This is a genomic window from Paraburkholderia megapolitana, assembly GCF_007556815.1.
In the GTDB taxonomy this organism is placed as follows: Bacteria; Pseudomonadota; Gammaproteobacteria; order Burkholderiales; family Burkholderiaceae; genus Paraburkholderia; species Paraburkholderia megapolitana.
Map to the genome: position 1 here is coordinate 284,404 of NZ_CP041745.1, position 26,205 is coordinate 310,608.

The following is a 26,205-nucleotide window of genomic DNA, read 5'->3' on the forward strand; positions in this document are numbered from 1 at the left end:
GGCGTCACATGTTCATCACAGACCAACGCTCAAATATCTCCACGTTGATACTCACTATGCAGTCGACCCGCCGTCGATGAATCGAACAACGTATCAAGACGCGCACGGGCGATCATCTGGCGAAACGTTCCGTGCTGCGTCGCATCGCCAGCATCGTGCATCGTTTCCGTCATCCAGACACTGAATTCCTGATACTTCCAGATGTGCGGCAGAACGGTATCGGAATAACGCTCCAGCCCGGTCGTGTCGTGATGTCGCACCGCGCCTGTCAACGCTTGGGCGAGGACATCAACATCGAACAGGGCGAGATTCATTCCCTTCGCACCGGTAGGTGGCACAAGGTGTGCGGCATCGCCAGCCAGGAAAAGATTCCGGTATTGCATAGGCGCATAGACCACGGAGCGCAGGGGGACGAAGTCCTTGTCATGCACCACGGCATTCTGGATCGTGCTGTCGCACCGTCGCAGCCGGATTTCATTCCAGAGTCGTTCATCGGGCCAGTCCCCGGGGCCATCGCTGAGTGGGCACTGGAGGTAGTACCGGCTTCTACTGGGGCCGCGAGGCAGTTGCGCGACGAAACCGTGATCGCTTACGCCCATGATCGGTTGTCCGGTTACTGGAGCCTCGACCAGGGCAGCCAACCAAGCATAGCCAAACTCGTGACTAAACTTGCTGAGAACACCATCGGGAATCGAGGCCCGGCTAACACCGCGATCGCCGTCACACCCTACGATGTAGTCGCAAAGAATTTCGTGCGGACCGGTCGAATCGGAATAGCTGACGCTCGGTCGACAGTCCCGTTCGTTGTAGATTGCAACGTCCGCAACCGCGAAGCGGACGTCGCCGTCACCCAGGTCAATGTGTTCCTGCAACAGGTTGCCGACCAGCATCTGCTGTGTGCAAAACCGACCTTCACTGCCGTCGTCTCCTGATGTTTCAAAGATGCGGCCTACGCCATTCACGCGGTAATCAATGGTCTGCGCGACAGGGCCGCCTAGAAGCTTATCGGCCAACCGCCACCGCTCAAACATGCGCACGCCGCGCGCTTCAACGACACCGGCGCGTTGACGTACTTCGATGGTTGCACGATCGCGCCGCTCCAGTACCACGCAATTCACCCCCGCATTCTGGAGGAAGGTCGCCAGCGTCAGACCCGACACGCCAGCGCCAATGATGACAACCGAGGTTTCCTCGCGATTTGCTTCCATGATGTTCATTCCGTCGTTTGATTTCGATGGAATCAGAATATAATTTTTTAGTTACATTCTCTAATCACATTGCTGGAGTCAATTGCGACGTGAAGCAAAAGATAGATATCTCATTGAAAAAGCAGGCGAAACAGGGGCGGTCTATCGCGACGGTCGCCGCCATTGCGGAGGCTGCCACTTACATTTTGCGTCGTGAGGGGCCCGGCGGCTTCACGGCCAATAAGGTCTGCGACAGGGCCGGTGTCAACATCGCCTCGTTCTATCAATACTTTCCGAACAAGCAGGCTTTGCTCTTTTATGTAGCCCAGACGGCCTGGGAAAGACAGCTTGCGAAGCTATCGCCAATCCTCCAGCAATCTGGCTCCGATCACCCGAGCAAGCTACGGGAATTTATTCGCGAGTTTTTCAGAATCGAGGCAGCGGAAGCGGACCTGCGTCAGGCATTGAAGACGGCAGCGATTGATCTCAAGCAGACGAAGGAGTTCAAGGCGCTGATTGCAGAGGGCGCAGCCCTGACAAAGGCGTTCATCAAAGACGCGCTTGAAATCGCAGATACGGAAGATCTCGACTTCGACGTCAACTTCATCGTTCTGCTGGTCACAAGCTTCGCTGAAAGAACCACGGACGAGCGAACCTCAGCGGTAAAACTTGTTCGTCAGGCCGATCTGCTCTGCAACATGCTCATCACTTACTTCGGAATTCGCGCAGGTCCGCAGACGCTGCCGGAGTGACACTAAACACCCGCCACTCCCTCCCACCGTGCCCTCAAAAAATCAATAAACAACCGCGTCCGAGCCGGCAACAACCGCGTTTCAGTAACCGCATGCACAGGCACAGGCGCGAGGCACCATTGCGGAAGCACACGCCGCAACTGTCCCGACGCAACGTCCTCGCGAGCAAGCACGTCATCCAGCACAGCGATGCCGACACCAAGCTTCGCAAACGCACGAGCCAAACCAACGCTATTCATTGCAAAACGCGTCCCGGTCACGACCGTCACAGTTTCATCGCCACGATGCAGCGTCCTCGACCCATCCGGCTGTTTCGTCGCCCCTTGCCCGACGCACATCACGTGATACGCCAGATCGTCGGGATGTTTGAGCGTCGGCGCACCCTTCAGATAACCCGGCGACGCATAGAGATACCTCGGCAACAACCCGATAGGCCGCGCGACGAGCATAGACGGCGCAGCGGGCGGCTCGCCGATCCGGATCGCCAGATCGAACGGCTCGGTCTGTAGATCGATACGCCGCGGCGTCACGTCGAATTCGAAATCGATCAACGGATAGGTCCGCGCGAAGTCGCTGAGAATCGGCGCGAGATAGCCGGTTGCAAGATCGACCGGCATCGAAACGCGCAACGTTCCGCCCGGTTTCGTCGCCACATCGCGCAGCGCTTCGTGCGCGGAGAGCGCTTCTTCGACGATGCTCTGGCAGCGCTTGAAATACACCTCACCAGCTTCGGTGAGCTCCACCTTGCGCGTGGAGCGATGCAAAAGCCGTAGTCCAACGGCTTTCTCGAGTTCCGCGATCTGCCGCGACAGCGTCGAGTTCGGCATCCCCAGCGCATCGGCCGCACGGCGGAAATTCCGGGTTCTCGCGACTTCGACGAACAGGCGCATGCCGTTGAGCACTTCCATGTCGATTGCTCCATCAATGGATCAGTGTTTTCAATTATGCATGTTTAATCCAAAAATGAAGCAATGCAAGATGCCTTCATGCCGACCTAACCAGGAGAACGGACATGAGCAACGACCTCTTCAGTACCGCCCGGATCGGGCGCTATACCCTCCGCAATCGCTTCGTGATGGCCCCGATGACACGTTCCCGCGCCGATGACGACAGCGGTGTGCCGTCAGACCTCGCCGCCGTCTATTACGGTCAGCGCGCCGATGCGGGATTGATCATCACGGAAGGCACGTACCCGTCGCCGATGGGCAAGGGCTACGTCCGCACGCCGGGCATCCACTCCGCTGCGCAGATCGATGCATGGCGCGCGGTCACCGCGGCAGTACGCGCGAAAGGCGGCCGTATCTTTCTGCAGCTCATGCATACGGGGCGCATCTCGCATCCGGATATGCTGCCTGACGGCGCCACGCCGGTTGCGCCTTCCGCGATTCGTCCAGCCGGCCAGGTATGGACCGCATCGGGGCAGCAGGATTTCGTCACACCGCGTGCGTTGTCGACTGAAGAGGTTGCTGGTGTCGTCGATGAGTATCGGCGTGCCACACGTCACGCACTCGATGCCGGCTTCGACGGCGTCGAACTGCATGCCGCGTCCGGGTATCTGCCGGAGCAGTTCCTGTCGTCGGGCACGAATCAGCGCATGGACCAGTACGGCGGCTCGCTGGCGAATCGCGCGCGCTTCATTCTGGAGGTGCTCGCCGCGATGACTGAAGAAGCAGGCAGCGACCGCGTCGGCATCAAGATCTCGCCGGAGATGGGCTTTAACGACATCGTCGATGCCGCGCCACAGGAGACCTATCGCTACCTGGTGGAACAGCTTGCACCGCTCAAGCTGGCCTATCTGCACGTCGCGTGGTCGAAGAGCGGGTTCGACTATCACGGTGTGTTGCAGCCGCTGTTCGATGGCGCTTATTTGCGCGGCGGCGCGTTGACGAAAGAGACCGCCAAGGCCACGATCGCGGAAGGGACGGCGGATGCTGTCGTGTTCGGCAGCCTGTATCTGGCGAACCCCGATCTGCCGCACCGGTTTCTCGCGGACGCTCCGCTCAACGCAGCGGACCGGAATACGTTTTACTCGCCCGGTCCTGACGGCTACATCGATTACCCGGCACTCGACGCCGGCAACGCGACGAACCGCGCGCTTCGTATTCATGCTTATGGCGGTAGTGACGCGGTACAGATCGATCGGATTGCCGAGCCAGTTGCTGCCGCAGGCGATGTGGTCGTTCGTGTGCATGCGGCGGGCGTCAACGGTCTCGACTGGAAAGTCCGCGACGGTCTGCTGCACGGCGCGTTTCCGTTGACGTTTCCTGTCACGCTGGGTAGCGAACTTGCCGGTGAAGTGATCGCGCTCGGCGCAGGCGTGACCGGTTTTGCGATTGGCGATCGCGTGATGGGCGCGATGGGTGGGCTCGGTGCGTACGCAGATCGGGTCGCGATTTCTGCCGCTAACCTCACACCGACGCCAGCAGATCTGGACGACGTACACGCGGCCGCTATCCCCGTAACTGCGCTGACTGCCTGGCAGGCGTTGTTCGATGCGGGCGGATTGACGGCTGGTCAAACTGTGCTGATCCACGGTGCGGCGGGTGGTGTAGGCGGATTCGCGGTGCAGTTCGCGCGGCGAGCCGGCGCGCGCGTGGTGGTTACTGCGCGCGGTGTGCATACCGACTATCTACGCTCGCTTGGCGCGCACGACGTGATCGACTACCGGACTATCGCATTTCACGAACATGTCGCGGATGTGGACCTCGTGCTCGATCTCGTCGGCGGCGCGGCACTAGCCGATTCGTGGCAGGTGTTGCGTGCGGGAGGCAGGATCGTCAGCACGGCCGCGCCGGATATCCTCGCGCAGATCCCGCCCGGCAAGAACGGCGTGTGGTTCCAGATGCGCCCCGACCAGGCGCAACTCGCTGACATCGTGGCGATGGTCGCGCGAGGCGACGTGAAAGTGGATATCGCTAAGGTCGCAGAAGTAGCGGACGCCGCGGATGCCATCGAGCAGAACAAGATCGGGTACGGACGCGGCAAAGGAGTGATCCGGTTTGCGCAGTAACCTGCTGCGCAGGCTGAATGGTAGATGTAAGTAAAGCCCGGTGACTTTATTGAAGATGAGAATCATTGTCAATAAGGCCACTACGGGTAGCGCGGGTACGTATCAAGCGGCTCGCGATGGACTTGCGGTCCGGCGAACCTCAGCGTGCGAGCTGCGTTTTCAGCCAGCGATAGAACTGCTGGATCGTCGCTTCCCGCGGATGCCCCTCGCGCCAGGTGAAGTAGTAGTCGAGCGAAGCGGGGATTCTCACGTGACCGAGTTGGACCAGTTCGCCGCGCTCGAGAAACGCGCGCGCCAGTTGCAGGCGCGCGGTCGCGACGCCTTGCCCGGCGACGGTCGCCTGCAGCAGCAAGCCTGCGTCGTCGAACATCGGCCCGCGGTCGGGTTCGTCAGCGGCGATGCCGGCTGCCTCGAAGAAGTCGCGCCACGAGCGCCGCGAGAAGCGCAGCAGCGGCATCTCCGGCAGGTCTTCGATGCGAAACGCCGGATAGCGCGCGAGCAGCGTCGGGCTGCACACGGCGACCACCTGGTCGTCGAGCAGCTTGCGGGCGACGAACCCCGGTTCGTCCACCCGCCGGTGCCAGATGCCGATATCGACGGAATACGGATCGGGCGGCACAACGTTCGCGTGCATGTGCAGCGACAGGTCGATCAGCGGATGAGTCTCATAGAAGTCGCCGAGCCGCGGAATCAGCCAGACCGACAGGAAGTCGGACATCCCGCTCAGTTCGAGCCGCGTCACGCCTGCCGCGCCGACACCGCGCCGCGCGGCATCGAGCGCCTCGCTCAGGTCGTCGAGGCTGTGACGCACGCGATCCGCCAGTTGGGCACCGGCGGCTGTCGGGATCATGCGCGCGCCGGCCCGGCGGAACAGCTCGACGCCGAGCTGCGCTTCGAGCCCCCGCAGATGGTGGCTAATGGCGCTGTGCGTCAAATGAAGTTCTTCGGCAGCACGGCTGAAACTGCGGCGGCGTGCCGCCGCTTCGAGCGCACGCAGGGCCTGTAGCGGAGGAATGGGAGTCGGCATGACGTCAAATTCTACTCACAATCGTCGTCGAAATCTCTCGCTGGCTCCGCTCACGATAGTCGCGAATAATCGAACCCTGCTATTCCACCAGGGCTGTCCGCTTCATGACCTCCACCAGACTGCGCGTTTTCGCGGTATTTGCGCTCGCGTACTTCGTCTCGTACCTGTACCGCGGCGTGAATCTCGGCTTCGCGCCGTTCCTGATGCACGACCTCGGTTTCTCCGCCACCGATCTCGGCACACTGACGAGCCTCTACTTCCTCGGCTTTGCCGGCGCGCAGATTCCGGCGGGCGTGCTGCTCGATCATTTCGGACCGCGCCGCGTGACCGCCTGCGTGATGCTGATCGCCGCCGTCGGTGTGCTGATCTTCGGCATCGGACACACGCTACCGACGATGATGATCGGCCGCGCCCTGATCGGCGTCGGCGTATCGGTATGCCTGGGCGGCGCGTTCAAGGCGACCGCGCAGCATTTTCCGGCGGCGCAATTGACGCTCGTCAACGGTCTCGTGATGGCGGTCGGCGGGCTGGGCGGCGTCGTGGTCGGCACGCCGCTGTCGTGGCTGCTCACCGTGGCGAGCTGGCGCACCATCTGCATCGGGCTCGCGATCTTCACGACGATCGTCGCGGCAAACCTGTATGTGTTCGCACCGAACGTGCGCGACACGCATCGCCAGGCCGGGGTGCTCGAACAGTTCAAGGGCACGTTGCACATCCTGAAGAGTCGCGCGTTCTGGAAGCTGGCCATGTTCTCCGGGCTCACGCAGAGCGTGTTCTATGCCATGCAGTCGCTGTGGGTCGGCGCGTTTCTGCGCGATGTCGTGATGCCGGCGTCGCCGGGCAATGCGGCTGCAGGCGCCGCGTTTCTCGTGTCGGTGCTGGGGGCGGCGTTTATCGTCGGCAATGTCGGTTTCGGTGCGCTGGCTCGCACGCTCGAGCGGCGCGGCGTTAGCGTGCAGATGTTTTCCGGCCTGACGATGCTGTCGTTCGTGCTCGTGCAGGCGGCGATCGCCGCACGCGTGCCGTTGCCCGAACCGGTGTTGTGGGCCGCTTACGGTGCGCTCGGCGGCACGGGCATCCTGACCTATACGGTGCTCGCGCGGCACTTTCCGGTGCGGATGGTCGGTCGCGTCAACACGACTTTTACGCTGGTGATCTTTCTCGCGATCTTCGTGCTGCAGGTCGTGATCGGCGCGGCGCTCGGTCACTGGCCCGCGCACGACGGTCACTATCCGCCCGTTGCGCATCAGAGCGTTTGGGCGGTGCTGATCGTGATGCAGGTGGCGTGCGCCGTGTGGTATTTCATGCCGGCGCGTGGGCTGCGGGTGACGACGCAACCTCTCGAGTCGCAGGCGTAGCGAACCTGCATATTGACCGGCGAGCCTGAGGCGCGTCGCGTCGCGTCACGGAAAGGAAACCCACGCACGTGCCGTTACGTTTCGTTCCGTCGAGCGGCGCGCGCCCACAGCAATCCGCCAAGATGCCTCCCGGGCAGCGTGAGATCGTCGTCGCGCATCTGCTCCGGCAACCCATGCCACGCGACATCCGGGTTGCGGTGATGCTGAAGGTGCAGGTTGATGTGATACGGCCAGACGAAGATCCGGCCGAGCCAGCTGACCCGCCAGGAGTAGGTCCAGTCGAGCCAACCCGGCGTCGCACCCGGGCCACCACTATGCTCTGCGAAACTGCGTAGCTTTTGCAGCAGTACGCCGATCGTGAAGAGCGGTCCGAACCACAACACGGCCAGGATGATCAACGTACGCACGGGGCATAGCCACACGAGCACTGCGCCCGCTGCGGTCCACACCAGAAGCGCCGCAATGAGCGGCATGGTCGGTCGTGGAGCCTTACCGCCGGCTGCGCGGTAAGCACGCATCGTGCGCAACGTGTTGATAAAGAGCGCGTCGCCAAGCAGTTGCCGAACGAGCGGCACCGTGTCTAGCGGCCGGAATTGCCATAACTGATTCTGATAGAGAAAGCGGCGCTCGGGGTCGAGCGCTGTGCCGACATGCCGATGATGCGCGAGATGGAGCGGACGGTAGAACTCGACCGGCACGGTACCGGGCACGCCGATCGCCACGTTGATCAGAAAGTCGTTGAGGCTGCGGCGTCGCGTGAGGTGGTAGTGCGTGGCGTCGTGATACAGGATGAAGAGCGCGTGCTGGCGTGTCGCAATGACGACAACGGCGAGCGCATCGTACCAGCCGTTGCCGAGCAGAAGCGCGAATCGCAAGGTGACGACGATGCACAGCCATTCGAGCAGGATCATTGCCATCGAGCGCAGATTCACGCGCGAGCGCGCCAGCATGACGGTCACTGCGCCGGCCAGCAGGCCGACCGCGCAGCCCCATAATGTATCGACAAGGAAATGCTGCCCGGTCGTCAGCACGGTCGCTATCAACACGACGCTCCACACCGCGAACACGCTAGCGATCCGCTGTCGCTGTGCCGCGAGCACGATCGTAATCGCCACCGGCAGCGCAACATGCCCGCTGGGAGACGCCGCGAGCGGCGAGTCGATCCGGTGCAGCCACGCAAGCCATCCTGTATCGGCGGCAGGCCGCACGATCTCTGTTGGCCAGAACAGATGGAACACAAGACAGATGCCGGTTGCGAGTGCACCGGCGAAGAACGCGGGTAGCAACCACGGACGTGCCCGGCCGAGCCAGACCAGTACGGGCATCACGAGCAGGTAGCTCAGATACAGCGGGACGGTAGCGGGCAGGATCGGCACGGCGGCATCGATCGCACTGGGCTGGATGAGGCGCACGGTGCCGAGCGCGACATGTGTGACGAGAAAGTACAGCGCGCCCGATACGCACAGATAGGCGACGAGCCACCTCAGTGGCCTCGCCATGAGCGCGCTATCTGTGGAGCTGGACGACAGTGTCTGCATGGGCGGCGAATGCGCGGAACGGGTCGAGTATCATAACAACGTGTTCAGCCACGCAGAAGCCACCCATGCGCCTTCGCGCTACGCCCGTCGAGTGCAGCACCTTGAGCACACATGACATCGACCGCATGTTCATGCTCTACGCCGCTTCGTACTGCGATGCGCAGCGCGATCTGTTCGACCGCGACCTCGCGGACAAAACCCACTGCGTCGTGCTGCGCGACGACGATTCGATTCAAGGGTTCTCGACACTCAAGCTATACACCACGACCTGGCGTGACAAGCCGCTACGCGTTGTGTTTTCCGGCGATACGATCATCGATCCGCAGCATTGGGGCAGCCAGCAACTTGCTTTCACGTGGATACGTCTTGCCGGCGAGCTCTACCGGCAATCTCCCGACGTGCCGCTTTACTGGTTTCTGATCTGCAAGGGGCATCGCACGTATCGGTATCTGCGTGCGTTTGCGTGCGACTACGCGCCGCGTGTCGACGCCGAAACGCCCGCGACTACCGCGGCATTGATGGACTACCTTGCACGCGAGCGTTTCGGCGCCGCGTATGGCGCGGATAGCGGCGTGCTGTCGTTCGAGCGTCCGCAGGGCCGGCTTGCTCCAGAGCTGGCAGAAGTGTCGGAGGCGCATCGCCGGTTGCCGGACGTGGCGTATTTCCTCGCGCGCAATCCGCACTACGCGCGCGGCGACGAACTCGTCTGCCTGTGCGAACTCGCACCGGCCAACCTGCGGCCGATGGCGCAGCGCCTCTTCAGCGGCGTCCAGGCCGAGCAATGCTGATCCGGCGCGCGCAGACCGGGGACAACCTGCGCATCCTCGACTTCCACGCACGGCATCCGATGCAGGGCGCGCTGCCGCTGCGCTTCGATCGTTCACCCGATTACTTCGCGCTGCATCGCTGTCATGCGGACGATCACCGCACATGGATTGCAGAGGATGCGCAGGGGGACTTGAAGGGCATCGCGAGTCTGGTCGTGCGCGACGGTTATCTGGCGAAGCGTGTCGAACCGGTCGCCTATCTCGGCGATCTGCGCGTGATGCCGGACCGGCATCTGTCGCGCAACTGGACGGACGAGGTACGCCGCCGTCTTGCCGATCTCGAACACGAGGCCGGAGTGCGATACGCGTACTGCGCGATGATCCGCGACAACCGGCTCGCTACGCAATCGCTGCTCGGCGCGCGGCGGGCGGGACGGCTTGGATTCGAACACTGGCGCGGCTACAGCAACGTGTCGGTGTATGGCCAGCGTGGGCTGCGCAGCGCACCGCGTGCCGTGCCGGGTGTGCGTGTCGTGCAGGCGCAGCCGCGTCATGCCGATGCACTGCGTGCTTTTCTCGACGCTGAATCGATGGGTCAGCCGTTCGGCTGCGTCTTCTCCACCGATGAGTTCGCGCGCCGGCTGCAGAGCTGGCCGGACTTCGGCATCGAATCGTTTCTGCTGGCGCTCGACGCCCATGACAATCTGCTCGGTTGCGTTGCGCCCTGGGACGCGGGGCGTATCAAGCGGATCGTGCTGGAAGGTCTGCCGCGTTCTATCGAGGCGATCCGTGTGGCGTTCAACGCGGTGGCACCGGTGTTCGGTCGTCCGCGGATCGCAGCGGCCGGGGAGGTGCTGAAGGATGTGTATCTGACGCATCTGCAGGCGCGGCAGCGCGACCCGGCGGTGTTCGCCGTGTTGCTCGATGCTGCGTGGCTGCAGGTGCGCAGCCGCTATGCGTTGATGCAACTGTGCCTGTATGACGACGATCCGCTGTGGCCGGCCGTGGCGCGCTATCGCTACACGCGTGTGCCGATGGATCTGTACACACTGTCGGGTCCGGGTGCTGCGCCGGCACTCGGCCGCGACTCAGCTGCTTGCCCGGATACCTGCATCCCCGGCTTCGAAATCTACCTCGTTTGAACGGTACGGTTCACCTGCCGATGTGGGCCGGCTCGCATGCAGCAGATCCGCGAGCGCGAGCCAGAAGCGTCCAGAGTCGAAACCGAGTCCGCCGAGCACCGGCTGACCATGATCGAGCCGCGGCAGACAGATCTGCGGCAGGCCCGCAAGCGCCTGATCTTCGAGGTAGAACTGGCCGTCGTGCGCGCAGCCGGGCCGGCGGGCGTCGAGCCGTGCGTGAAACGTATCAAAGCGCGAACTGCGCTCGATCGACCAGCTGATCGCATGCACGCTGTGCAGACCATGTGGCAGGTTCGCGAGCATCGTGGCGACGCGCGGGTCGCGCCGGCTGCTGATATCGCGTGTGCCGTCGGCGAGCCAGCGGCTGCGTAGTAACGGGCGGCCGATGCGGTCGTGCCAGGGTCTCTCTGTGCGCGGCGTTGGCGAAGTGGATGTCGTCGGGCACGTGCTGGCCGGAGTTGCTGGCGCCTGCGTCGCCGGGCTCCGGGTGCCTGGCGTTGTCGACATCGCTTCCGCCGGCCCCCAACCCAGTATCTCATCGACGACCAATGCCGGCCCGACCGGCGGCTGAACCAACGCGATGCCATCGCATCGTTCGCACAGTGCAGGGTCGGCCGCGAGCGCGGCCAGCGTATCGATACCGCCCTTGCTGTGCGTGAGCGCGATAAAACGCTGCCCGTCCGACAGATGCGCGCGCAACGTTGCGCCGATGTGCGTCGCCTGCGTCATCACGCCGCGCGACGACCGCACGGGTATCCGCAACACCCGATAGCCCGCGCCGCGCAGTGCGCGGGCTGCGTCACGGTGGCAGCGTGGCAGCCATTCCGAGTACAGCCCCGAGACGAGTACGACGACGGTGTCGCGCGGCAACCGCAGCGCAGGGCGCTCCCAGCACGCGATAAAACGCGCAGTCCAGTCGAGCTCGCCAGCCGGTTGCGCAAACGGCGTCGACGGAAAATGACGACGCCAGTCGTCGAAGCCGTGCGGTGTCCACGCGAGCGACGGCGTCATGGTTCGATTGCAACTTCGGAGAAAGGCGTGGTCGGCAGGGCAGACGTTCCAGTACGTCCCGACACGCGGACGAAGAACGCCATGAAAACAGTCCCACGAGCGTTCAGCAAACGCGAAGCGACCGGGCGTCGCTGCCGATTGGATAAACCCGAGGCATCCGATGTATCCTTCGCGTACATCCCGTCTGGATCTCCTGTATGCGCACATCGAACGAGCCGGATAGCGTCATGCGAACCGCCCGCCTCGACCTGGCCAATCTTTTCGTGCTGGTGCTGCAAAGCGCCGCATGGGCCGGCATGCTGACGTGGCTCTCGAACACCGCCGCCGGACCGCTGAAGTGGCTGGCGCTGATTCCGTTCTGCCTCATCATGCAGGGCGTGTTCTCGATGATGCACGAGTCGTTTCATGGCTCTGCACATCGCGTCGCGTCCGTGAATTATATGATGCGGTGGTGGGCTTCCACGATGTTCGGTGCCTCCGGTACGCTGATCCATATCAACCATCTCGGGCATCACGTACGCAACCGCACGCGCTCGGAGCGCGCGGATTTCGCCACGGCGGGCGAGTCGCTAGTGCGCAAACGGATCGAATACTATGCCGCGGTGCTAGGCGGTATCTGGTTAGGCGGATTTGTCGGCAGTGTCGTGCTCGTGTTACTGCCCGCAGGCTTCGCGAACCGCTGGGCGAAGCGCGGTGAAGACAATACCTACGCCGCGGCCTTCAAGGATTTTTCACTGCGCGATTTTCAGCGCATCCGTTTCGAAGTGATCGCGAGTGTGGCCGCGTGGCTGCTGTGCGGCTGGCTGCTGCACTGGCAATTGCATGTCGTCGCGATCGCGTATGTCGCATTCGCGTTTTCGTGGTCGTCGCTGCAGTGGGTCAATCACATGCGCGCACCGCTCGATGTTGTCGAGGGGACCTATAACATGCGGGCCCCGCTTCTCGTGCGCTGGGCGTTCCTGAACTTCAACTACAACCTCACACACCACCGGCAGCCGCATTTGCGCTGGCAACAATTGCATATGCTGTCGAACGCACGCGAAACGCGCCCCTTGTGGTTCGGCTGGCTGCAGATTTTCGTGCCGCCGCAGCGACTGCCGGGCGATCTCCGGCAACTCGACAAGACCTACTTCTGATGAACCCGCCCGTGAGCGGCACGCGCGACGCGTGGCGAACTTTTGCCGACGCGGCGGCTCCGACGCTCGCCGCGTGGCAGCGCGTGCTCGACGATCCGGCCGCGACGCAGCGGCAACGACTCGCGCAGATCCTCGACACGAATCGCGACACGGCGTTTGGCCGCGCGCACGGCTTTGCGCAGATCGCCGACGCCGCGCAGTATCGCGAGCGCGTCTCCGTGCACAGCTATGCGGAGCTCGAACCGTGGATCGAACGGGCGCAGCGCGACACCCAGCCGGTGCTCACCGCGCAGCCGCCGCTGTTCTTCGAGCGCACGAGCGGCAATAGCGCGCAGCAGAAGCGGATTCCCTACACGGCTGCATTTCTCGGCGAGCTTCAGCATGCGCTGACGATCTGGCTGGCCGACCTCTACCGCCGCGTGCCGGAGATCGGCGAAGGCCGTGCCTACTGGTCGATATCGCCGCCGCTGCAGGCACCGGGCCGCGCGCCGAACGGCATCCCGATCGGTTCGGAGAGCGACTTCGCGTACCTCGACGGCAGCATCGTTGCGGGGCTCGCTGCGACGCTGATCGTTCCGCGGCTCGCGAGCGATGCGAGCGACGACACGTCCGCGTGGCGCAGGCAGACCCTGCTTGCGCTCATCGAAGCCGCCGACCTGGCGTTCATCAGCGTATGGAGCCCGACGTTCCTGACGAGCCTGCTGCGCCCGCTGTTCGATGCCGACGATCCCACGCATCGCGACACGCTCGCATGGCTCGAAGCGGCACTGCCCGCGCCGCGCCGCGCGGCGTTACGGCATGCGCTCGAAGCGGGGTCCTGCGACGCGCTATGGCCGCGACTGGCCGCAGTGAGTTGCTGGATGGACGGACCGAGCCGCGACTATGCAGCTACGTTGCAGGCCCGCTTTCCGCAAGCACGCTGGTTACCGAAAAGCCTGTTCGCCACCGAAGCCATAGTGAGCGTGCCGTTCGGCGATGACGAAGGGTGTCCGCTTGCGGTCGCGGGGCATTACTTCGAATGCATTTTCGATGACGGAACCGTGCGCGAAACGCACGAACTCGCACCGGGCGACATCGTGCAGATCGTCGTCACGACCGGCGGCGGCCTGTACCGCTATGCGCTCGGCGATCGCGTGCGAGTAGTCTGCATGACGGACCGTACGCCGCGTATCGAGTTCGTTGGAAGGGTAGGTGCGCACAGCGATCTGGTCGGCGAGAAGCTCGATGAAGCCGGTGTCGCGTCGGTGCTTGCCGCATGCATCGCGGCGGGCGACAGTGCATGTCTCGTGCCGTGCGCGGCAGCGGACCCACCGCACTATGTGCTGCTCGTCGCGAGCGAGGTACCGTGCGATCGGGACGCGTTGAGTGTGGCCGTCGAAAGCGGTCTTGCGCGTTCGTTCCACTATGCGCATGCGCGCCGTTTCGCACAGTTAGGACCGGTGCGCGTGCGGCATCTCGCGGGTTCGCCTGCGCGACTTGCCGACCTGCTGCAACAGGCGGCCGAGCAGACCGGCGTCCGTGCCGGCGACGTGAAACCGCGCGCGCTCGTCAACCGCCTCGTGACCGCCGACGCGTTGCTCGCGTTGACGCAGCGCTGACATCATGTCGACCGCCGAATCTCACCAAACGCCAAACGTCGTCGATCAGGCCGCCGCCGATGGTCTGCACGACCAGTGGTTCGTCGCGTGTACTGGTAGCGAACTGCGCAACGGCAAACCGCGCGGCGTAAAAATTCTCGGGCTGGGCGTTGTCCTGTTTCGTCAGCGCAGCGGAGAAGTCGTTGCGCTGATCGACCAGTGCGTGCACCGCGGCACGCGCCTGTCGGCCGGCAAGCTCGCGGACGATTGCCTCGTGTGTCCGTATCACGGCTGGCGCTACGACGGGCAAGGGCAGGTGGTGCACATTCCGACTATCGACGGTGCACAGCCCGCTGCGACGCCCGGCGACTACCCGTTTCGCCAGCGGCGTTTGCCGGTGCGCGAGCAGGATGGCCTGATCTGGGTCTATCGCGGCGACGACAGCGCAGTGGCTGACTCCGTGCCGATCTTCCGCATGCCGTTCCATTGCGAGAAGCCGTGGCAGTCGTACTACATGGTGAACACGTTCGACGGCGATATCGGCATGCTCGCGCAGAACTTCATGGACGTGCCGCATACCGTCTTCGTCCACGACGGCATTTTCCGTTCGAGCCGCGGCAAAGCAATGGAAGCCACGGTCGCGCTCAACGCACAGAGCGTCGAGGTGACGTATCACGACGGCTCGGACAAGATCGGCATGATGGACTGGCTGACCAATCCGCATCACGAGCCGCTCGTGCACACCGACCGCTTCTTCGCGCCCAACGTGACGCGCTGCGACTATCGATGGGGCAGCCTGTCGGGTTTTTTGATCGTGAGCCAGATCACGCCAATCGATGCACGCTCGTCGCGCGTCTATACCTACATCGCGTACCGCTTTCCGCTGCCGCGCTGGGTGCTGCGTGCGTTGCGACCGCTGCTGCATCTGTACACGCACATCGTGATCCAGCAGGACGTACGGATCATGCGCGCGCATCGCGAGGGGCTCGACAATGCGCCGGGATTCGAGGTGCACAACGTGCGCGCCGATGTCGTGCATGTGGGTATCGAGAGGCTGCTTGCCGCGGTGCGGCGTGGAGAGAGTCTGCCGGAGGCGCAGCGCGGCGAGAAGCCGATGCGCTTCGAGCTTTAGGCGGGGTGGTTGCTGGATGTGGCGGGGTTGGCCCGGTCGCGCGCCGCGGCCTGCAACCGATCGAGCAGGAAGCGATGCACAGCCGGCAGATGTTCGAGCGCGAGCGCCGGGTACACATGGTGCACCTGATGAAAGCCGATATTGCGCGGGAACAGGATCAGTTTGCCGGCCCAGCCGTAGTGCCACGTATGGGTCATGGCCCAGACCGCTTCCTGCGTGCGTTCGCCCGATTCGACGTGATCGTGTTCGATCAGCACGCGGTTCGCGTTCATGATGCCGCCGACGATCCACGGCAAGCCGTAATACGTAAAGAACGGCAGATGCCAGACCAGCACTGCGGCGATCGCGAGCAGATAGGCGGCGCAGTGCGGCAGGTCGGCGCGGATGCACGCAAGGACCTCGGGATGACGGCGCAGATCGTGCTTCGAGCGGTCCTGCATGAAGCCGCGTGCGTACCACGGACGAAAGGCCGGCCAGACCAGAGCGAGCGGCGCCATCAGCGCGCGTAGCGGCCACCAGATCGGCAGCAGCGCACCGCGTACCATCATCGCGCGTTTGACCCAGCCGCCGTGGGCGGCGAGCCGATGCAGATAGGGATCTTCAGGGGTGCATACCGCACGGTGATGGCGCAGGTGGTGATAGCGCATCGCGGCAACCGTCGAACCGATCGGCCAGCCCGCCAGCGCCTCGACGACAACGAGCGGGAACGTGCGGCGGCGCGACGGCAGATGGCATGCGTCATGCAGGATCACGCCGAGCGCCTGCAGCCGTCCCGCGATCAGCAGCACGCCCGCGACATAGACGAGCGGATGCGCGAAGCGGCTCATCGCGATCCAGCACGCGACAATGACGAGCCAGTCGACGCACGCATAGCGGACCAGTCGCCACGGCCTGGCCGGAGCGGTGAACGGGAGCATCAGCCTGAGTTCGGCCGGTGTCGGGAAGGTGGACATGACGGGCGATGGCGGTGGAACGGCGCGATGGCGCGCAGAGCGTAGTGGGTCGACGCGCACATGGTAGCCGAGGTCGTTACTGTCCGCTTGGTTGAATGGCGGTGACCCGTCTGGGTGCCGCGTTCAGAATGAGCATCTGCTTCGATACGCGTCGACCTTGCTTGTATGGCAAGCAGGTTGTCCGAATTCTCGAACCAGTCCTTCGACGTTGGGCGCGACGACGCGTAACGCGATGTCGCCGATCAAGCCCGCACACACGAGTAGTGCGAAGAAGCGGCGGCTGCCGCGAAGATAGCGCCATGCGAGCCATCCCGCGACGAAACAGCACAACAGCGGTATGGCGACCAACGCCCAACCCTGCAGTCCATAGTCCGCGAGGAGTTCTCTCGCCAGGTCGTCGGCGTAGACGATCAGACCGACTCCCATACGGGCGAAGATAACCACGATCACGATGGCGATGACAATCCAGGCGATGATGCTGACGATATTTCTCGGTGTGATGTCCTCTTTCATACACTCGTCGAATTGATGGAACGGGATGGAGACAGTCGGATGAGGGCAATGATGGACATGCGGCCCATGATTGTCGTAGCGTACTACGCTGGCGTACAACGGGTAGCCACACGCAAATGCTATCCTGCGCTCCCGCAGCAGACGCTGCGCATATTTTTTCAGCGCCTTTCTAAGGCATCTTTTCCGGCATCCGACGCCGCTTGAATTCATGACCCGTGCTTCTCTCACACCACCTTCTTTCACTCTCCGCGAACTGCAACGCGAGGAACTGGTGCGGGTCTGGACCATCGATCGCAGCGAGGTGATCCACCATCTGTACCGTTTGAAAGACGGGCGGCTGGAACGTTACCCCGAGTTCTACGACATGCACGGCTGGCCCGAAGGCGAGGCGGAGCATTACACGCCGATACTGCTCGATTGCTGCGACCGTGGTGGGTGGTGCGCGGGTCTTTTCGATGGCGAGCGGCTGATTGGCGCGACGATCATCGATAGTCGGCGGCTCGGTGCGAACGCAGACATGCTGCAACTGAAGTTCCTGCACGTGAGCTGCGCGTATCGCGGCCGCGGCGCGGGCATGCAGTTGTATCGCGCGGCACAGGCGCATGCGGCACAGGTCGGCGCGCGGCGCCTCTACGTGTCGGCGACGCCTTCCGTGAGCACGATAGATTTCTATCTGCGCCTCGGCTTCGTGGTGAGCCAGCAGCCGGACTCACAGCTGTTCGCGCTGGAGCCCGAAGACATCCACATGGAAGGCCCGTCGCTCACACCGTGTTGAGCATCCCGCCGTCGACGAAGTACGTCGAACCGACGCTATAGCTCGCGCGCTCCGAGCACAGAAAGACGATGAAGTCCGCCAGCTCGGCTGGCGTGGCGAAGCGCCGGATCGGCGCGTGATGGTCGGCGACCTGCTGCAGGTGACCTTCCCAGTCGCCGCCCGAATCGCTCGTGAGCTGCTTCGCCGTCTTGATCCAGTCGGGTGTCAGCACGAGGCCCGGGTTGATCGTGTTGACGCGGATGTTGTCGCCGATCAGCTCGTTCGCGAGATTCTTCGAGAACATCATCAATGCGGCTTTGGTGACGTTGTAGATTGGCTCGTAGCCGAGCGGCTGCACGGCGCAGATCGATGCGTTGTGCAGGATCGCACCGCCGCCGCGCTGCTTCATCGACGGGACGAGACCGCGCGCGAGCCGTACGGCGGCCATCACGTGCAGGTCCCAGTACGCCTGCCATTTTTCGTCCGGCGCATTCATGATCGTTTCGTTGCTGCCGGTGCCTGCGTTGTTGAACAGGATGTCCGTGCCGCCGAATGCGTCTACGGTTGCCTGCACGAGGCGGTCGACGCCTTCGACCGTCGCGACATCGCAGGCGACCGGGACGGTCTGCACGCCGTGCTGCGTCGCGATCTGTGCGGCGGCGGCTTCGAGGCGGTCGGCGGTGCGCGCGGCGAGCACGAGGTTCACGCCTTCTGCTGCGAAGCTCTCGGCTACCGCGAGTCCGATGCCGACGCTGGCGCCGGTTAGTACGGCGACTTTTCCTCGTAGATGCAGGTCCATTGGTGTCTCCTTTCGTGTTTGAGTTGCGCGATGGCGCAATGTCGTGCTTGCCCATCATAGGACATGCCGATATTGCCGCGAAACGGTACGAGGTGCGCAGTGCGTGGTGAGGCGCGCAACAGCAGAACGCCGCTGGACAGAGAACAGAGAGGGAAGTACGAGAAGAAACCCTTTGCGGCGAAACGGTCTGCGCAGCGTTCGCTGCGCAGACCGTTGCTGGTTAATCGGCCGTATCGTCCGCAGCAGAACGCCGCGCCGCAATCAAATCAGCGAGCCGCGCGACCTGCTGTCCTTCGGCAGTGAAATTATCGGCGGCGAGCCAATCCTCGAAGCCTTGCCGGATGGCCGGCCACTCGCGATCGATGATCGAGAACCACGCCGTGTCGCGGTTGCGCCCCCGGTAGACGACCACCTGCCGGAACAACCCCTCGTACGTGAACCCATACCGCGCGGCGGCGACGCGCGACGGCGCATTCAGCGCGTCGCATTTCCATTCGAAGCGGCGGTTGCCGAGGTCTTCGAACACGTGCTTCATCGTCAGATACATCGCGTCGGTTGCGGTGCGGCTCTTCTGTAACAGTGGCGAGTAGGTGACGTGGCCGACCTCGATCGAACCGTTCGCACTATCGATGCGCATCAGCGCCAGCGTGCCGACCGCCTTGCCGCTCGCCAGATCGATCACCGCGAAATGCAGCGGATCGGTGAGCGTGGTCATCTTCGTGAAGTGCGCCTTCCAGGCTTCGAACGAATCGAACGGGCCCGCGGCGAGGTAGGTCCAGATACGCCCGTCAGCGGCTTTGGCGTGCGCCTCGTACAGGTCGCGCGCGTGACGCTCGACGTTCACCGGTTCGAGACGCGCATAACGCCCAGTGAGCGTGACGTGTGCGGGCGTCCGTGCGCCTTGCCAGTTCGGCACAGGCGCGCCGATCGACTGGCCGTATTCGTTTTGCAGCGGTTTCAAGCGTAGCTCCTTGTGGTGTGTCGGCGAACCGGCGGACGGTTTCATTGAGACCGTGCCATCGGCTCGCCGCATGAGACCGCCTGAAGGCCCGCGAAGCGGGATGTGCGGTCGTGCGTCAACAGCATACGGCCATCGCGAGTGCGGTTTTAGAGCCAATCGGTGGAGGCGCGCTGGGGCCAGCACCAGCTACTTCCTGGTCGATGCAACGCTGCACGTGCCGGTCGTCGACACAAATTGCTATGGCATCTTTTTTATACCCGGGTATAATTCGGCGCAATCGATGGCTAAAGGAGCGGTACGTGAATCGACAGGTAACAACGTGTACGGCGTTCGAAGGCGTGCGAAGGGTTGCGGCGGGCAGCCGGCAAGAGGTGGCTGTTGCGCTGAAACGGTTGGCAGAGATGGGCGAGCAGGGTGAGCAGCCGCCCATCCTGGTCTTCGATGACCTGACCAGCGAGCCCGTCGAGTTCGATCTGCGCGGCACCGTCGACGACGTGCGCGCAAGACTCGCCGGCACGGAGCCGGAGGTCGAGTCGTCCGCAAACGCGGATCAGGAGCCCGCCGACGCGACACCGCGCGGCCGCGGCCGGCCGAAGCTCGGTGTGGTGGCGCGCGAGATCACGCTGCTGCCGCGTCACTGGGACTGGCTCAATGAGCAGTCGGGCGGCGCATCGGTGGCGCTGCGCAAACTCGTCGATGCCGCGCGGCTCGCGAGCGAAGACAAGGACCGCAGGCGCGCTGCGCAGGAATCGGCCTACCGGTTCATGACTGCGCTGGCCGGCAATCTGCCTGGCTACGAAGAGGCGACGCGAGCGCTGTATGCGAATGACCGCGCACGTTTCGACAAGCTGATTGCAGTGTGGCCGGCCGATGTGCGGGAGCATGCGGGACGGCTGGCGGACGGTGCGTTCGACGTGCGTTGAGAGGCGCACCAAAACGCACGCCGAAACGCACACAGGAAAACACACTGAAACACCGCAGCGCAGTCATTGCAAACCACCGCCACCACCGACCAGAAACCCCCACATCCCCAGGACATCAACCCGATTCCCCCCAGCTTGTCAGCACCATTCTCACTCCGTACACTCGCGCGTAATTCAGAACAGCGCCGTCTTCACGACGCTGCCCAGGATCATCCCGCGTATAAAAAGGAGACCTCCCGCCGTGGCCAATACCTATTTCCCGCGCTGGCGCGCACAACCCAATGCCGCCGCGGGCCGCATCGTCGGTCCCGACGAGCGGCTGCCCTGGCCGCAGATGGTCGCCATGGGCATCCAGCACGTCGTCGCGATGTTCGGCTCGACGGTGCTTGCCCCGCTCTTGATGGGCTTCGATCCGAACCTGTGCATCTTCATGTCGGGCATCGGCACGTTGCTGTTCTTCGTGATGGTAGGCGGCAGGGTGCCGAGCTATCTCGGTTCGAGCTTCGCGTTCATCGGGCTCGTGATTGCGATCACCGGCTATGCGGGACACGGCCCGAACGCGAACATTGGGCTCGCGCTGGGCGGGATCATCGCGTGCGGCGTGGTGTACGCGATCATCGGCGCGATCGTGTCGGCGATCGGCACGACGTGGATTGAAACCTTGCTGCCGCCGGTCGTGACCGGGGCGATCGTCGCGGTGATCGGGCTGAACCTCGCACCGATCGCCGTGCACGGCGTAAGCGGCAGCGCGTTCGAATCGTGGATGGCGCTCGTAACCGTGCTGTGCGTGGGCGGTGTCGCGGTGTTTGCACGCGGCATGCTGCAACGTCTGCTGATTCTCGTCGGCCTGCTGATCGCATACGCGATCTACGCGGTCGTGACGAACGGCCTCGGTTTCGGCAAGCCCATCGATTTCTCGATCGTCGCGCAGGCCGCCTGGTTCGGCATGCCGCATTTCACGGCACCGGTGTTCAACGCACAGGCGATGACCCTGCTCGCCCCGGTCGCCGTGATCCTCGTCGCCGAAAACCTCGGACACATCAAGGCAGTCAGCGCGATGACCGGCCACAATCTCGATCGCTATGTCGGCCGGGCGTTTATCGGCGATGGCCTTGCAACGGTCGTGTCCGGCTTCGCAGGCGGTACGGGTGTCACGACCTACGCGGAAAACATCGGTGTGATGGCCGTGACGAAAATCTATTCGACGCTGGTGTTCGTCGTCGCTGCGGTGATCGCGCTGATTCTCGGCTTCTCGCCGAAATTCGGCGCGGTGATCCAGACGATTCCGGGACCGGTGCTCGGTGGGGTGTCGATCGTGGTGTTCGGGCTGATCGCGGTGACGGGTGCGCGCATCTGGGTCGTCAACAAGGTCGACTTCTCCGACAACCGCAACCTGATCGTGGCCGCGGTCACGCTCGTGCTCGGCGCGGGAGATTTCTCGTTGAAGCTGGGTGGCTTCGCGCTCGGTGGTATCGGGACGGCGACGTTCGGCGCGATCGTGCTGTATGCGCTGCTGCGTCGTAAGCCTGCGCAGGACTCCGTCGTGTGACGGACCGCACTACATCGTTCAGCCTTTACCGCGGTTACGGCTCGTCAGCGCCGTTTCCGCGAGGTCCACTTCCCGCATCAGTTTGTTCAACGTTTCGTCGTTGATCTCCTGCGTGCTGCGCAACCCGAGCAGCGTCGCGCGTTCCGCGCGCATCGCGGTCAGCTTCATACGGAACTCAAGCGCTTCGGCCGTGCGCGCGGCTTCGCTCGTTTCCTTTTCGTCGGTGAGCGTGGCGAGCCGGCGCCGGTAGATGTCCATCACGCGCGCGGTGACGTCGGTGCAGTAAGCCGCCGCCGATTCGTCGAGATCGGCGGTAGCGGTTTCATGCAGATCGTCGACCGCGCGGATGGCCGCCTGCGCGCCGCGCGTACGCGCGAGGCGCTCCTCGGCCGCATTCGGATCGCGCCCGCGCCGCCAGCCGCTCAGCAGCAGCGGCAACGCGATCACCGCCACCAGCAGCGACAGCAGTATGACGCCCGATGCGATGAAGATCGCAGTGTCGCGCCCCGGCAGCGCAGAGCCGTCGTCGAGCGCGACCGGCAGCGACAGAACGCCTGCCAGCGTCACGGCCCCGCGCACACCGGCCACCGTCGTCACCGTGACGGTGCGCAGCCCCGGCACCGCGCTTTCGACACCGCGTTTCGCCGCCCCGCGGCTCGCAAACCAGCGCAACAGCCACACCCACACGAAGCGCATCGCGTAGAGCGCGAGCGCTACCGCCGCAACATAGCCGAGCAGTTTCCACACCTGTGCGTTACTGGTGTGATGCGCATCGAGCAGCGCGCGGCCGAGCACGTGCGGAAACTGCAGCCCGAGCAGAATGAACACCATGCCGTTGAACACGAAATCGATCATCGTCCACGTGCTCGCCATGCGCATGCGCGTCGCGACAGCGGCGGCCTCGGCGAGCTTCGTGTAGTTCATCATCATGCCCGCCGAGACAGCCGCGAGAATGCCCGAACACTCGAAGTGCTCGGCGAACAGATAGGCGGCGAACGGAATCAGCAGTGTCATGACCACGCCGGGCGCCGGGTCGCCTTCAGCCGCCAGGTTCAGAAAATGCGCCGATATGAAGCTGAAGAGCCAGGTGACGGCAATGCCCGTCGCGAGTCCGCCGGAGGCGATCAACACGAAACTGATCGACGCTTCGCGTAACGAGAACACGCCGGTCAGCGCGGCCGCGACTGCGAACTTGAGCGCGACGAGACCCGACGCGTCGTTCATCAGCGCTTCGCCTTCGAGGATGTGCATCAGTTGTGCCGGAAGCTTGTTCTTGCCCGCGATACCGGTCAATGCCACTGCATCGGTTGGCGACAACACTGCGGCGAGCGCGAAGGCAACCGGCAGCGAAATCTCCGGCACCAGTGCATGGATGAAGTAGCCCACCGCGAACACCGTCATGAACACGAGCCCGAGCGCGAGCATCAGGATCGCGCGACGCTGCATGAAGAATTCGCGCTTCGGGATGCGCCAGCCGTCCGCGAACAGCAGCGGCGGAATGAACAGCAGCATGAAGATCTCGGGATCGAACGTGACATGCAGGCCGAGTACGGGCCACGCGAGCACGGCGCCGATCGCGATCTGCACCAGCGGAAGCGGCAGCGAAAACGGTAAGAGCCGGACCGCGATGCCGGAGACGGCGACCGCCAGCAGCAGGATCAGAACGGTAAAGACAATTTCCATGGGCGAATTCGGAAGCGACCGTTTAACGGAACGCCGCGCGCGGGCGGCCAGTGAAATTGAAAGGCGATGGAGCAGGCAGTGTAGCCCGATGCGACGGCGGTCCGGTGCAAAACACACATGGCGTCACAGCCCGGTGATCACGGAAGCGAACAACGCGCATACGGACCACAATAATCGTTGCGCACTGTTGCGGTGCAGTGAACGCCCTCACGCGACGCACGAACCTTACGGTCGGTGCAGGCTTCATTGCAAATTTCGCCAACGCGTGGTCCGCTGTGCGCATGGAGCTTGCTTAACCTGTATCGATGACGCACATTTCGAGAACAGACGCCGTGCCCCGTTTCATGCGGACTGCATCGGCGCTGCTCTCGCTCGAGAGGAATGCATGACGATTGCGCAACAGGAAAGGACGGCCGTTGGGCCGCACGGCTTCGAGCTTTCGGTGACCTCGGGGTTCGAACGCTACTCGGTGCACCACGGCGAGCTCACGCTGACCAGCGTATTTCAACCGATCTTCAGTCTGTCGCATATGCGGGCAGTCGGTTATGAAGGATTGCTGCGCGCGCACGATGCACTCGATCGCCCCGTGTCGCCGCTCGATGTGTTCGGCCAGGCCGCGCGTCTTGGCGAAGTGCTGCAGGTGGACCGGCTCGCCCAGGCGCTGCACCTCGAAAACTTCAAGGTGCTCGGTGCCGAGCGCGAGTGGCTGTTTCTCAACGTGCATCCCGGTGCGCTCACGGATCCCTATCATTCGGCCGCGCTGCTCGCGAATCTGCGGCGGCTCGATATCTCGCCGCGCCGTATCGTGCTCGAAGTGCTCGAGCAACGGGCCGAAGACATCGAACGTCTGGCCGATGCCGTGCGGCAGTTCCGCGAGCGCGGCTTCCTGATCGCACTCGACGATTTCGGCGCGGGACACTCGAACGTCGAACGCATCTGGCAGTTGAATCCCGACATCGTGAAGCTCGACCGGGTCATGCTGTCGCACGCCGCGCATCGCGCGGACATGGCGGCGATCCTGCCTGGGCTCGTTGCGCTGCTGCACGAAGCGGGCAAGCTCGTGTTGATCGAAGGTGTCGAGACCGAGCATGAAGCGCAGATGGCGCTCGCGTGCAACGCGGATTTCGTGCAGGGCTTTTTCTTCGGCCGACCGAATCCCGGTGTGGCGGACAGCGTGCAGGCCGCGCAGTGCATCGGCGAGCTGACCGATCGCCACCGCATACAGACCGAAGCGCGCGAGCGGCAGAACGCGGCGCGCCTCGCGCCGTATGTACGCGCTTTCGAACGGGCCGCCGAGCGTCTGAGTGCCGGCGAAGCGCTCGACGAGGTGTGCTGGAATTTTCTCGCGCTCGACCACGCGGCACGCTGCTTCCTGCTTGATGCGAACGGCCGGCAGTCGGGGAGCAACGTCGTGCTGCGCGCGGACCGTGCCGCGCACGAGACGCGTTTTCTGCCGCTCGCCGATGCACAGGGCGCAAACTGGCTGCGTCGGCCGTACTTCCGTGCGGCGATCGCGGCGCCCGAGCGCGTGCATGTGACGCGGCCGTATCTGTCGATCAACGAGGCGATGCCGTGCGTGACGCTGTCGGTGGTGACGCGGATCGGCGGCGAGACCTGCGTGCTGTGCGGCGATATCGACTGGCTCGATGAGGAGCGCATCTGAGATCATGTCGTCTTTCTGTTTCGAAGACGACGATCCACCATGCCCGCTTCCCCTGTTCTGCTCGAAGTCATTGCGACGGCCGTCGCCGACGCGCGGCTCGCCGCGCAGGCCGGTGCCGACCGGCTCGAAATCGTTACCGCGATGGGCGAAGGCGGTCTCACGCCGAGCATCGGATTGATCGAAGCGGTAGTCGACGCCGTGCCGATTCCGGTGAACGTGATCGTGCGCCCGCATAGCCGTTCGTTTGTTTTCGATGCGCACGATCTTGCCGTGATGACGCGCGACGTTCGCGCGATCGTTGCAGCAGGCGCGCATGGCATCGTGACCGGTATGTTGACCGAGGCGCGTGAGATCGATTGCGAGGGGCTGGCGCGGTTGATCGATGTCGCCGGTGATCTGGCTATTACGTTTCATCGCGCGTTCGACGAAGCGCGCGATCTTCACGAAGCGTTCGATACGCTGCTCGGCTTCGAAGCCGTGACGAACGTGCTGACATCGGGCGGCAAACCTTCGGTACTGGATGCCGCCGATACGATCCGGCTGCTCGTGCAGCAATCAGCGGGATCGCACTGCACGGTGCTTGCGGGCGCGGGGCTGACTGTGGATGCGATTGCCGGTTTCGTGCGCGCGACCGGTGTCGCGGCGGTGCACTTCGGTTCGGGCGTGCGGATCGGCGGCAATGGTCTTGCGCCGGTCGATCCGCTGCAGGTGGCGCGCGTCAGGGTGCTGCTCGACGCGTTAGCCTGATTAACATCACATGAAAGCGGGCG

At 63.7% G+C, this 26,205-nt stretch carries 23 protein-coding genes; 13 read left to right on the forward strand and 10 right to left on the reverse strand.

The genetic code is table 11. From position 1 onward, the window contains the following. Positions 1-29 precede the first annotated feature (29 nt). The gene (locus FNZ07_RS14630) at positions 30-1,208 is read right to left on the reverse strand and encodes a 4-hydroxybenzoate 3-monooxygenase (RefSeq protein ID WP_091010871.1); all 1,179 of its coding nucleotides are present in this window, start codon (positions 1,206-1,208) and stop codon (positions 30-32) included. Between the two features lie 89 nt (positions 1,209-1,297). On the opposite strand from FNZ07_RS14630, the gene FNZ07_RS14635 reads away from it, so the two are divergent. Next, complete coding sequence (locus FNZ07_RS14635; protein ID WP_091009154.1) at positions 1,298-1,939, forward strand: TetR/AcrR family transcriptional regulator; 642 nt, start codon at positions 1,298-1,300, stop codon at positions 1,937-1,939. Between the two features lie 2 nt (positions 1,940-1,941). On the opposite strand, the gene FNZ07_RS14640 is transcribed toward FNZ07_RS14635, so the two are convergent. Continuing rightward, positions 1,942-2,847, reverse strand: coding sequence for a LysR family transcriptional regulator (locus FNZ07_RS14640; RefSeq protein WP_091009157.1), 906 nt, complete (start codon positions 2,845-2,847; stop codon positions 1,942-1,944). Positions 2,848-2,951: 104 nt separating this feature from the next. Between FNZ07_RS14640 and FNZ07_RS34390 the strand changes: the two genes are divergently transcribed. Then, the gene (locus FNZ07_RS34390) at positions 2,952-4,949 is read left to right on the forward strand and encodes an oxidoreductase (RefSeq protein ID WP_091009159.1); all 1,998 of its coding nucleotides are present in this window, start codon (positions 2,952-2,954) and stop codon (positions 4,947-4,949) included. Between the two features lie 139 nt (positions 4,950-5,088). On the opposite strand, the gene FNZ07_RS14650 is transcribed toward FNZ07_RS34390, so the two are convergent. Next, positions 5,089-5,976 (reverse strand): LysR substrate-binding domain-containing protein, encoded by an 888-nt coding sequence (locus tag FNZ07_RS14650; protein ID WP_091009161.1) that lies wholly within the window; start codon positions 5,974-5,976, stop codon positions 5,089-5,091. Between the two features lie 104 nt (positions 5,977-6,080). Between FNZ07_RS14650 and FNZ07_RS14655 the strand changes: the two genes are divergently transcribed. Beyond that, positions 6,081-7,334, forward strand: coding sequence for an MFS transporter (locus FNZ07_RS14655; protein ID WP_091009164.1), 1,254 nt, complete (start codon positions 6,081-6,083; stop codon positions 7,332-7,334). A 74-nt stretch (positions 7,335-7,408) separates the two neighbouring features. Here FNZ07_RS14655 and FNZ07_RS14660 read toward each other — a convergent pair whose 3' ends face one another. Beyond that, positions 7,409-8,833 (reverse strand): fatty acid desaturase, encoded by a 1,425-nt coding sequence (locus tag FNZ07_RS14660; RefSeq protein WP_245811397.1) that lies wholly within the window; start codon positions 8,831-8,833, stop codon positions 7,409-7,411. Between the two features lie 104 nt (positions 8,834-8,937). Between FNZ07_RS14660 and FNZ07_RS14665 the strand changes: the two genes are divergently transcribed. Further along, entirely contained in the window at positions 8,938-9,660 is a 723-nt protein-coding gene (locus tag FNZ07_RS14665) for a hypothetical protein (RefSeq protein ID WP_091009170.1), read from the forward strand. Continuing rightward, entirely contained in the window at positions 9,654-10,781 is a 1,128-nt protein-coding gene (locus FNZ07_RS14670; RefSeq protein WP_091009173.1) for a hypothetical protein, read from the forward strand. Before FNZ07_RS14665 ends, FNZ07_RS14670 begins: the two co-directional genes overlap by 7 nt. Here the strand turns inward: FNZ07_RS14670 and FNZ07_RS14675 are convergent. Beyond that, positions 10,728-11,792, reverse strand: a complete 1,065-nt coding sequence (locus FNZ07_RS14675) for a hypothetical protein (RefSeq protein WP_245811398.1) — start codon at positions 11,790-11,792, stop codon at positions 10,728-10,730. The genes FNZ07_RS14670 and FNZ07_RS14675 overlap by 54 nt on opposite strands. 227 nt (positions 11,793-12,019) lie before the next feature. On the opposite strand from FNZ07_RS14675, the gene FNZ07_RS14680 reads away from it, so the two are divergent. The 3 genes from FNZ07_RS14680 to FNZ07_RS14690 are packed head-to-tail and all read left to right on the forward strand — an operon-like array spanning position 12,020 to position 15,637. Next, entirely contained in the window at positions 12,020-12,928 is a 909-nt protein-coding gene (locus tag FNZ07_RS14680) for a fatty acid desaturase (protein WP_245811399.1), read from the forward strand. After that, positions 12,928-14,526, forward strand: a complete 1,599-nt coding sequence (locus tag FNZ07_RS14685; protein WP_091009179.1) for a GH3 family domain-containing protein — start codon at positions 12,928-12,930, stop codon at positions 14,524-14,526. The genes FNZ07_RS14680 and FNZ07_RS14685 overlap by 1 nt, the downstream gene beginning before the upstream one ends. A gap of 4 nt (positions 14,527-14,530) precedes the next feature. Next, complete coding sequence (locus FNZ07_RS14690; RefSeq protein ID WP_091009181.1) at positions 14,531-15,637, forward strand: aromatic ring-hydroxylating oxygenase subunit alpha; 1,107 nt, start codon at positions 14,531-14,533, stop codon at positions 15,635-15,637. Here the strand turns inward: FNZ07_RS14690 and FNZ07_RS14695 are convergent. Together FNZ07_RS14695 and FNZ07_RS14700 are read right to left on the reverse strand one after the other, a co-directional pair. Further along, positions 15,634-16,590 (reverse strand): fatty acid desaturase, encoded by a 957-nt coding sequence (locus FNZ07_RS14695; RefSeq protein WP_091009184.1) that lies wholly within the window; start codon positions 16,588-16,590, stop codon positions 15,634-15,636. The genes FNZ07_RS14690 and FNZ07_RS14695 overlap by 4 nt on opposite strands. A 123-nt stretch (positions 16,591-16,713) precedes the next feature. Further along, complete coding sequence (locus FNZ07_RS14700; RefSeq protein WP_143098029.1) at positions 16,714-17,313, reverse strand: hypothetical protein; 600 nt, start codon at positions 17,311-17,313, stop codon at positions 16,714-16,716. On the opposite strand from FNZ07_RS14700, the gene FNZ07_RS14705 reads away from it, so the two are divergent. Then, entirely contained in the window at positions 17,312-17,878 is a 567-nt protein-coding gene (locus tag FNZ07_RS14705) for a GNAT family N-acetyltransferase (protein WP_091009190.1), read from the forward strand. The two genes, FNZ07_RS14700 and FNZ07_RS14705, sit on opposite strands and share 2 nt — an antisense overlap. Here FNZ07_RS14705 and FNZ07_RS14710 read toward each other — a convergent pair. Beyond that, entirely contained in the window at positions 17,865-18,656 is a 792-nt protein-coding gene (locus tag FNZ07_RS14710) for an SDR family NAD(P)-dependent oxidoreductase (protein ID WP_091009193.1), read from the reverse strand. The genes FNZ07_RS14705 and FNZ07_RS14710 overlap by 14 nt on opposite strands. Before the next feature lie 220 nt (positions 18,657-18,876). Next, positions 18,877-19,617, reverse strand: coding sequence for a GNAT family N-acetyltransferase (locus tag FNZ07_RS14715; RefSeq protein ID WP_091010872.1), 741 nt, complete (start codon positions 19,615-19,617; stop codon positions 18,877-18,879). 299 nt (positions 19,618-19,916) lie between these two features. Between FNZ07_RS14715 and FNZ07_RS14720 the strand changes: the two genes are divergently transcribed. Together FNZ07_RS14720 and FNZ07_RS14725 are read left to right on the forward strand one after the other, a co-directional pair. Next, a complete protein-coding gene (locus FNZ07_RS14720; protein WP_245811400.1) occupies positions 19,917-20,540 on the forward strand; it encodes a DUF2239 family protein in 624 nt (207 codons plus the stop codon). A gap of 241 nt (positions 20,541-20,781) precedes the next feature. Beyond that, on the forward strand, positions 20,782-22,089 hold the full coding sequence (locus FNZ07_RS14725; protein WP_091009199.1) for a solute carrier family 23 protein: 1,308 nt from the start codon (positions 20,782-20,784) through the stop codon (positions 22,087-22,089). Positions 22,090-22,107: 18 nt separating this feature from the next. Here FNZ07_RS14725 and FNZ07_RS14730 read toward each other — a convergent pair whose 3' ends face one another. After that, positions 22,108-23,772, reverse strand: a complete 1,665-nt coding sequence (locus tag FNZ07_RS14730) for a Na+/H+ antiporter (RefSeq protein ID WP_091009202.1) — start codon at positions 23,770-23,772, stop codon at positions 22,108-22,110. 385 nt (positions 23,773-24,157) lie between these two features. On the opposite strand from FNZ07_RS14730, the gene FNZ07_RS14735 reads away from it, so the two are divergent. Beyond that, a complete protein-coding gene (locus tag FNZ07_RS14735; RefSeq protein WP_091009205.1) occupies positions 24,158-25,435 on the forward strand; it encodes a sensor domain-containing phosphodiesterase in 1,278 nt (425 codons plus the stop codon). Between the two features lie 39 nt (positions 25,436-25,474). Beyond that, a complete protein-coding gene (locus tag FNZ07_RS14740; protein WP_091009208.1) occupies positions 25,475-26,182 on the forward strand; it encodes a copper homeostasis protein CutC in 708 nt (235 codons plus the stop codon). The last annotated feature ends 23 nt before the right edge of the window (positions 26,183-26,205 follow it).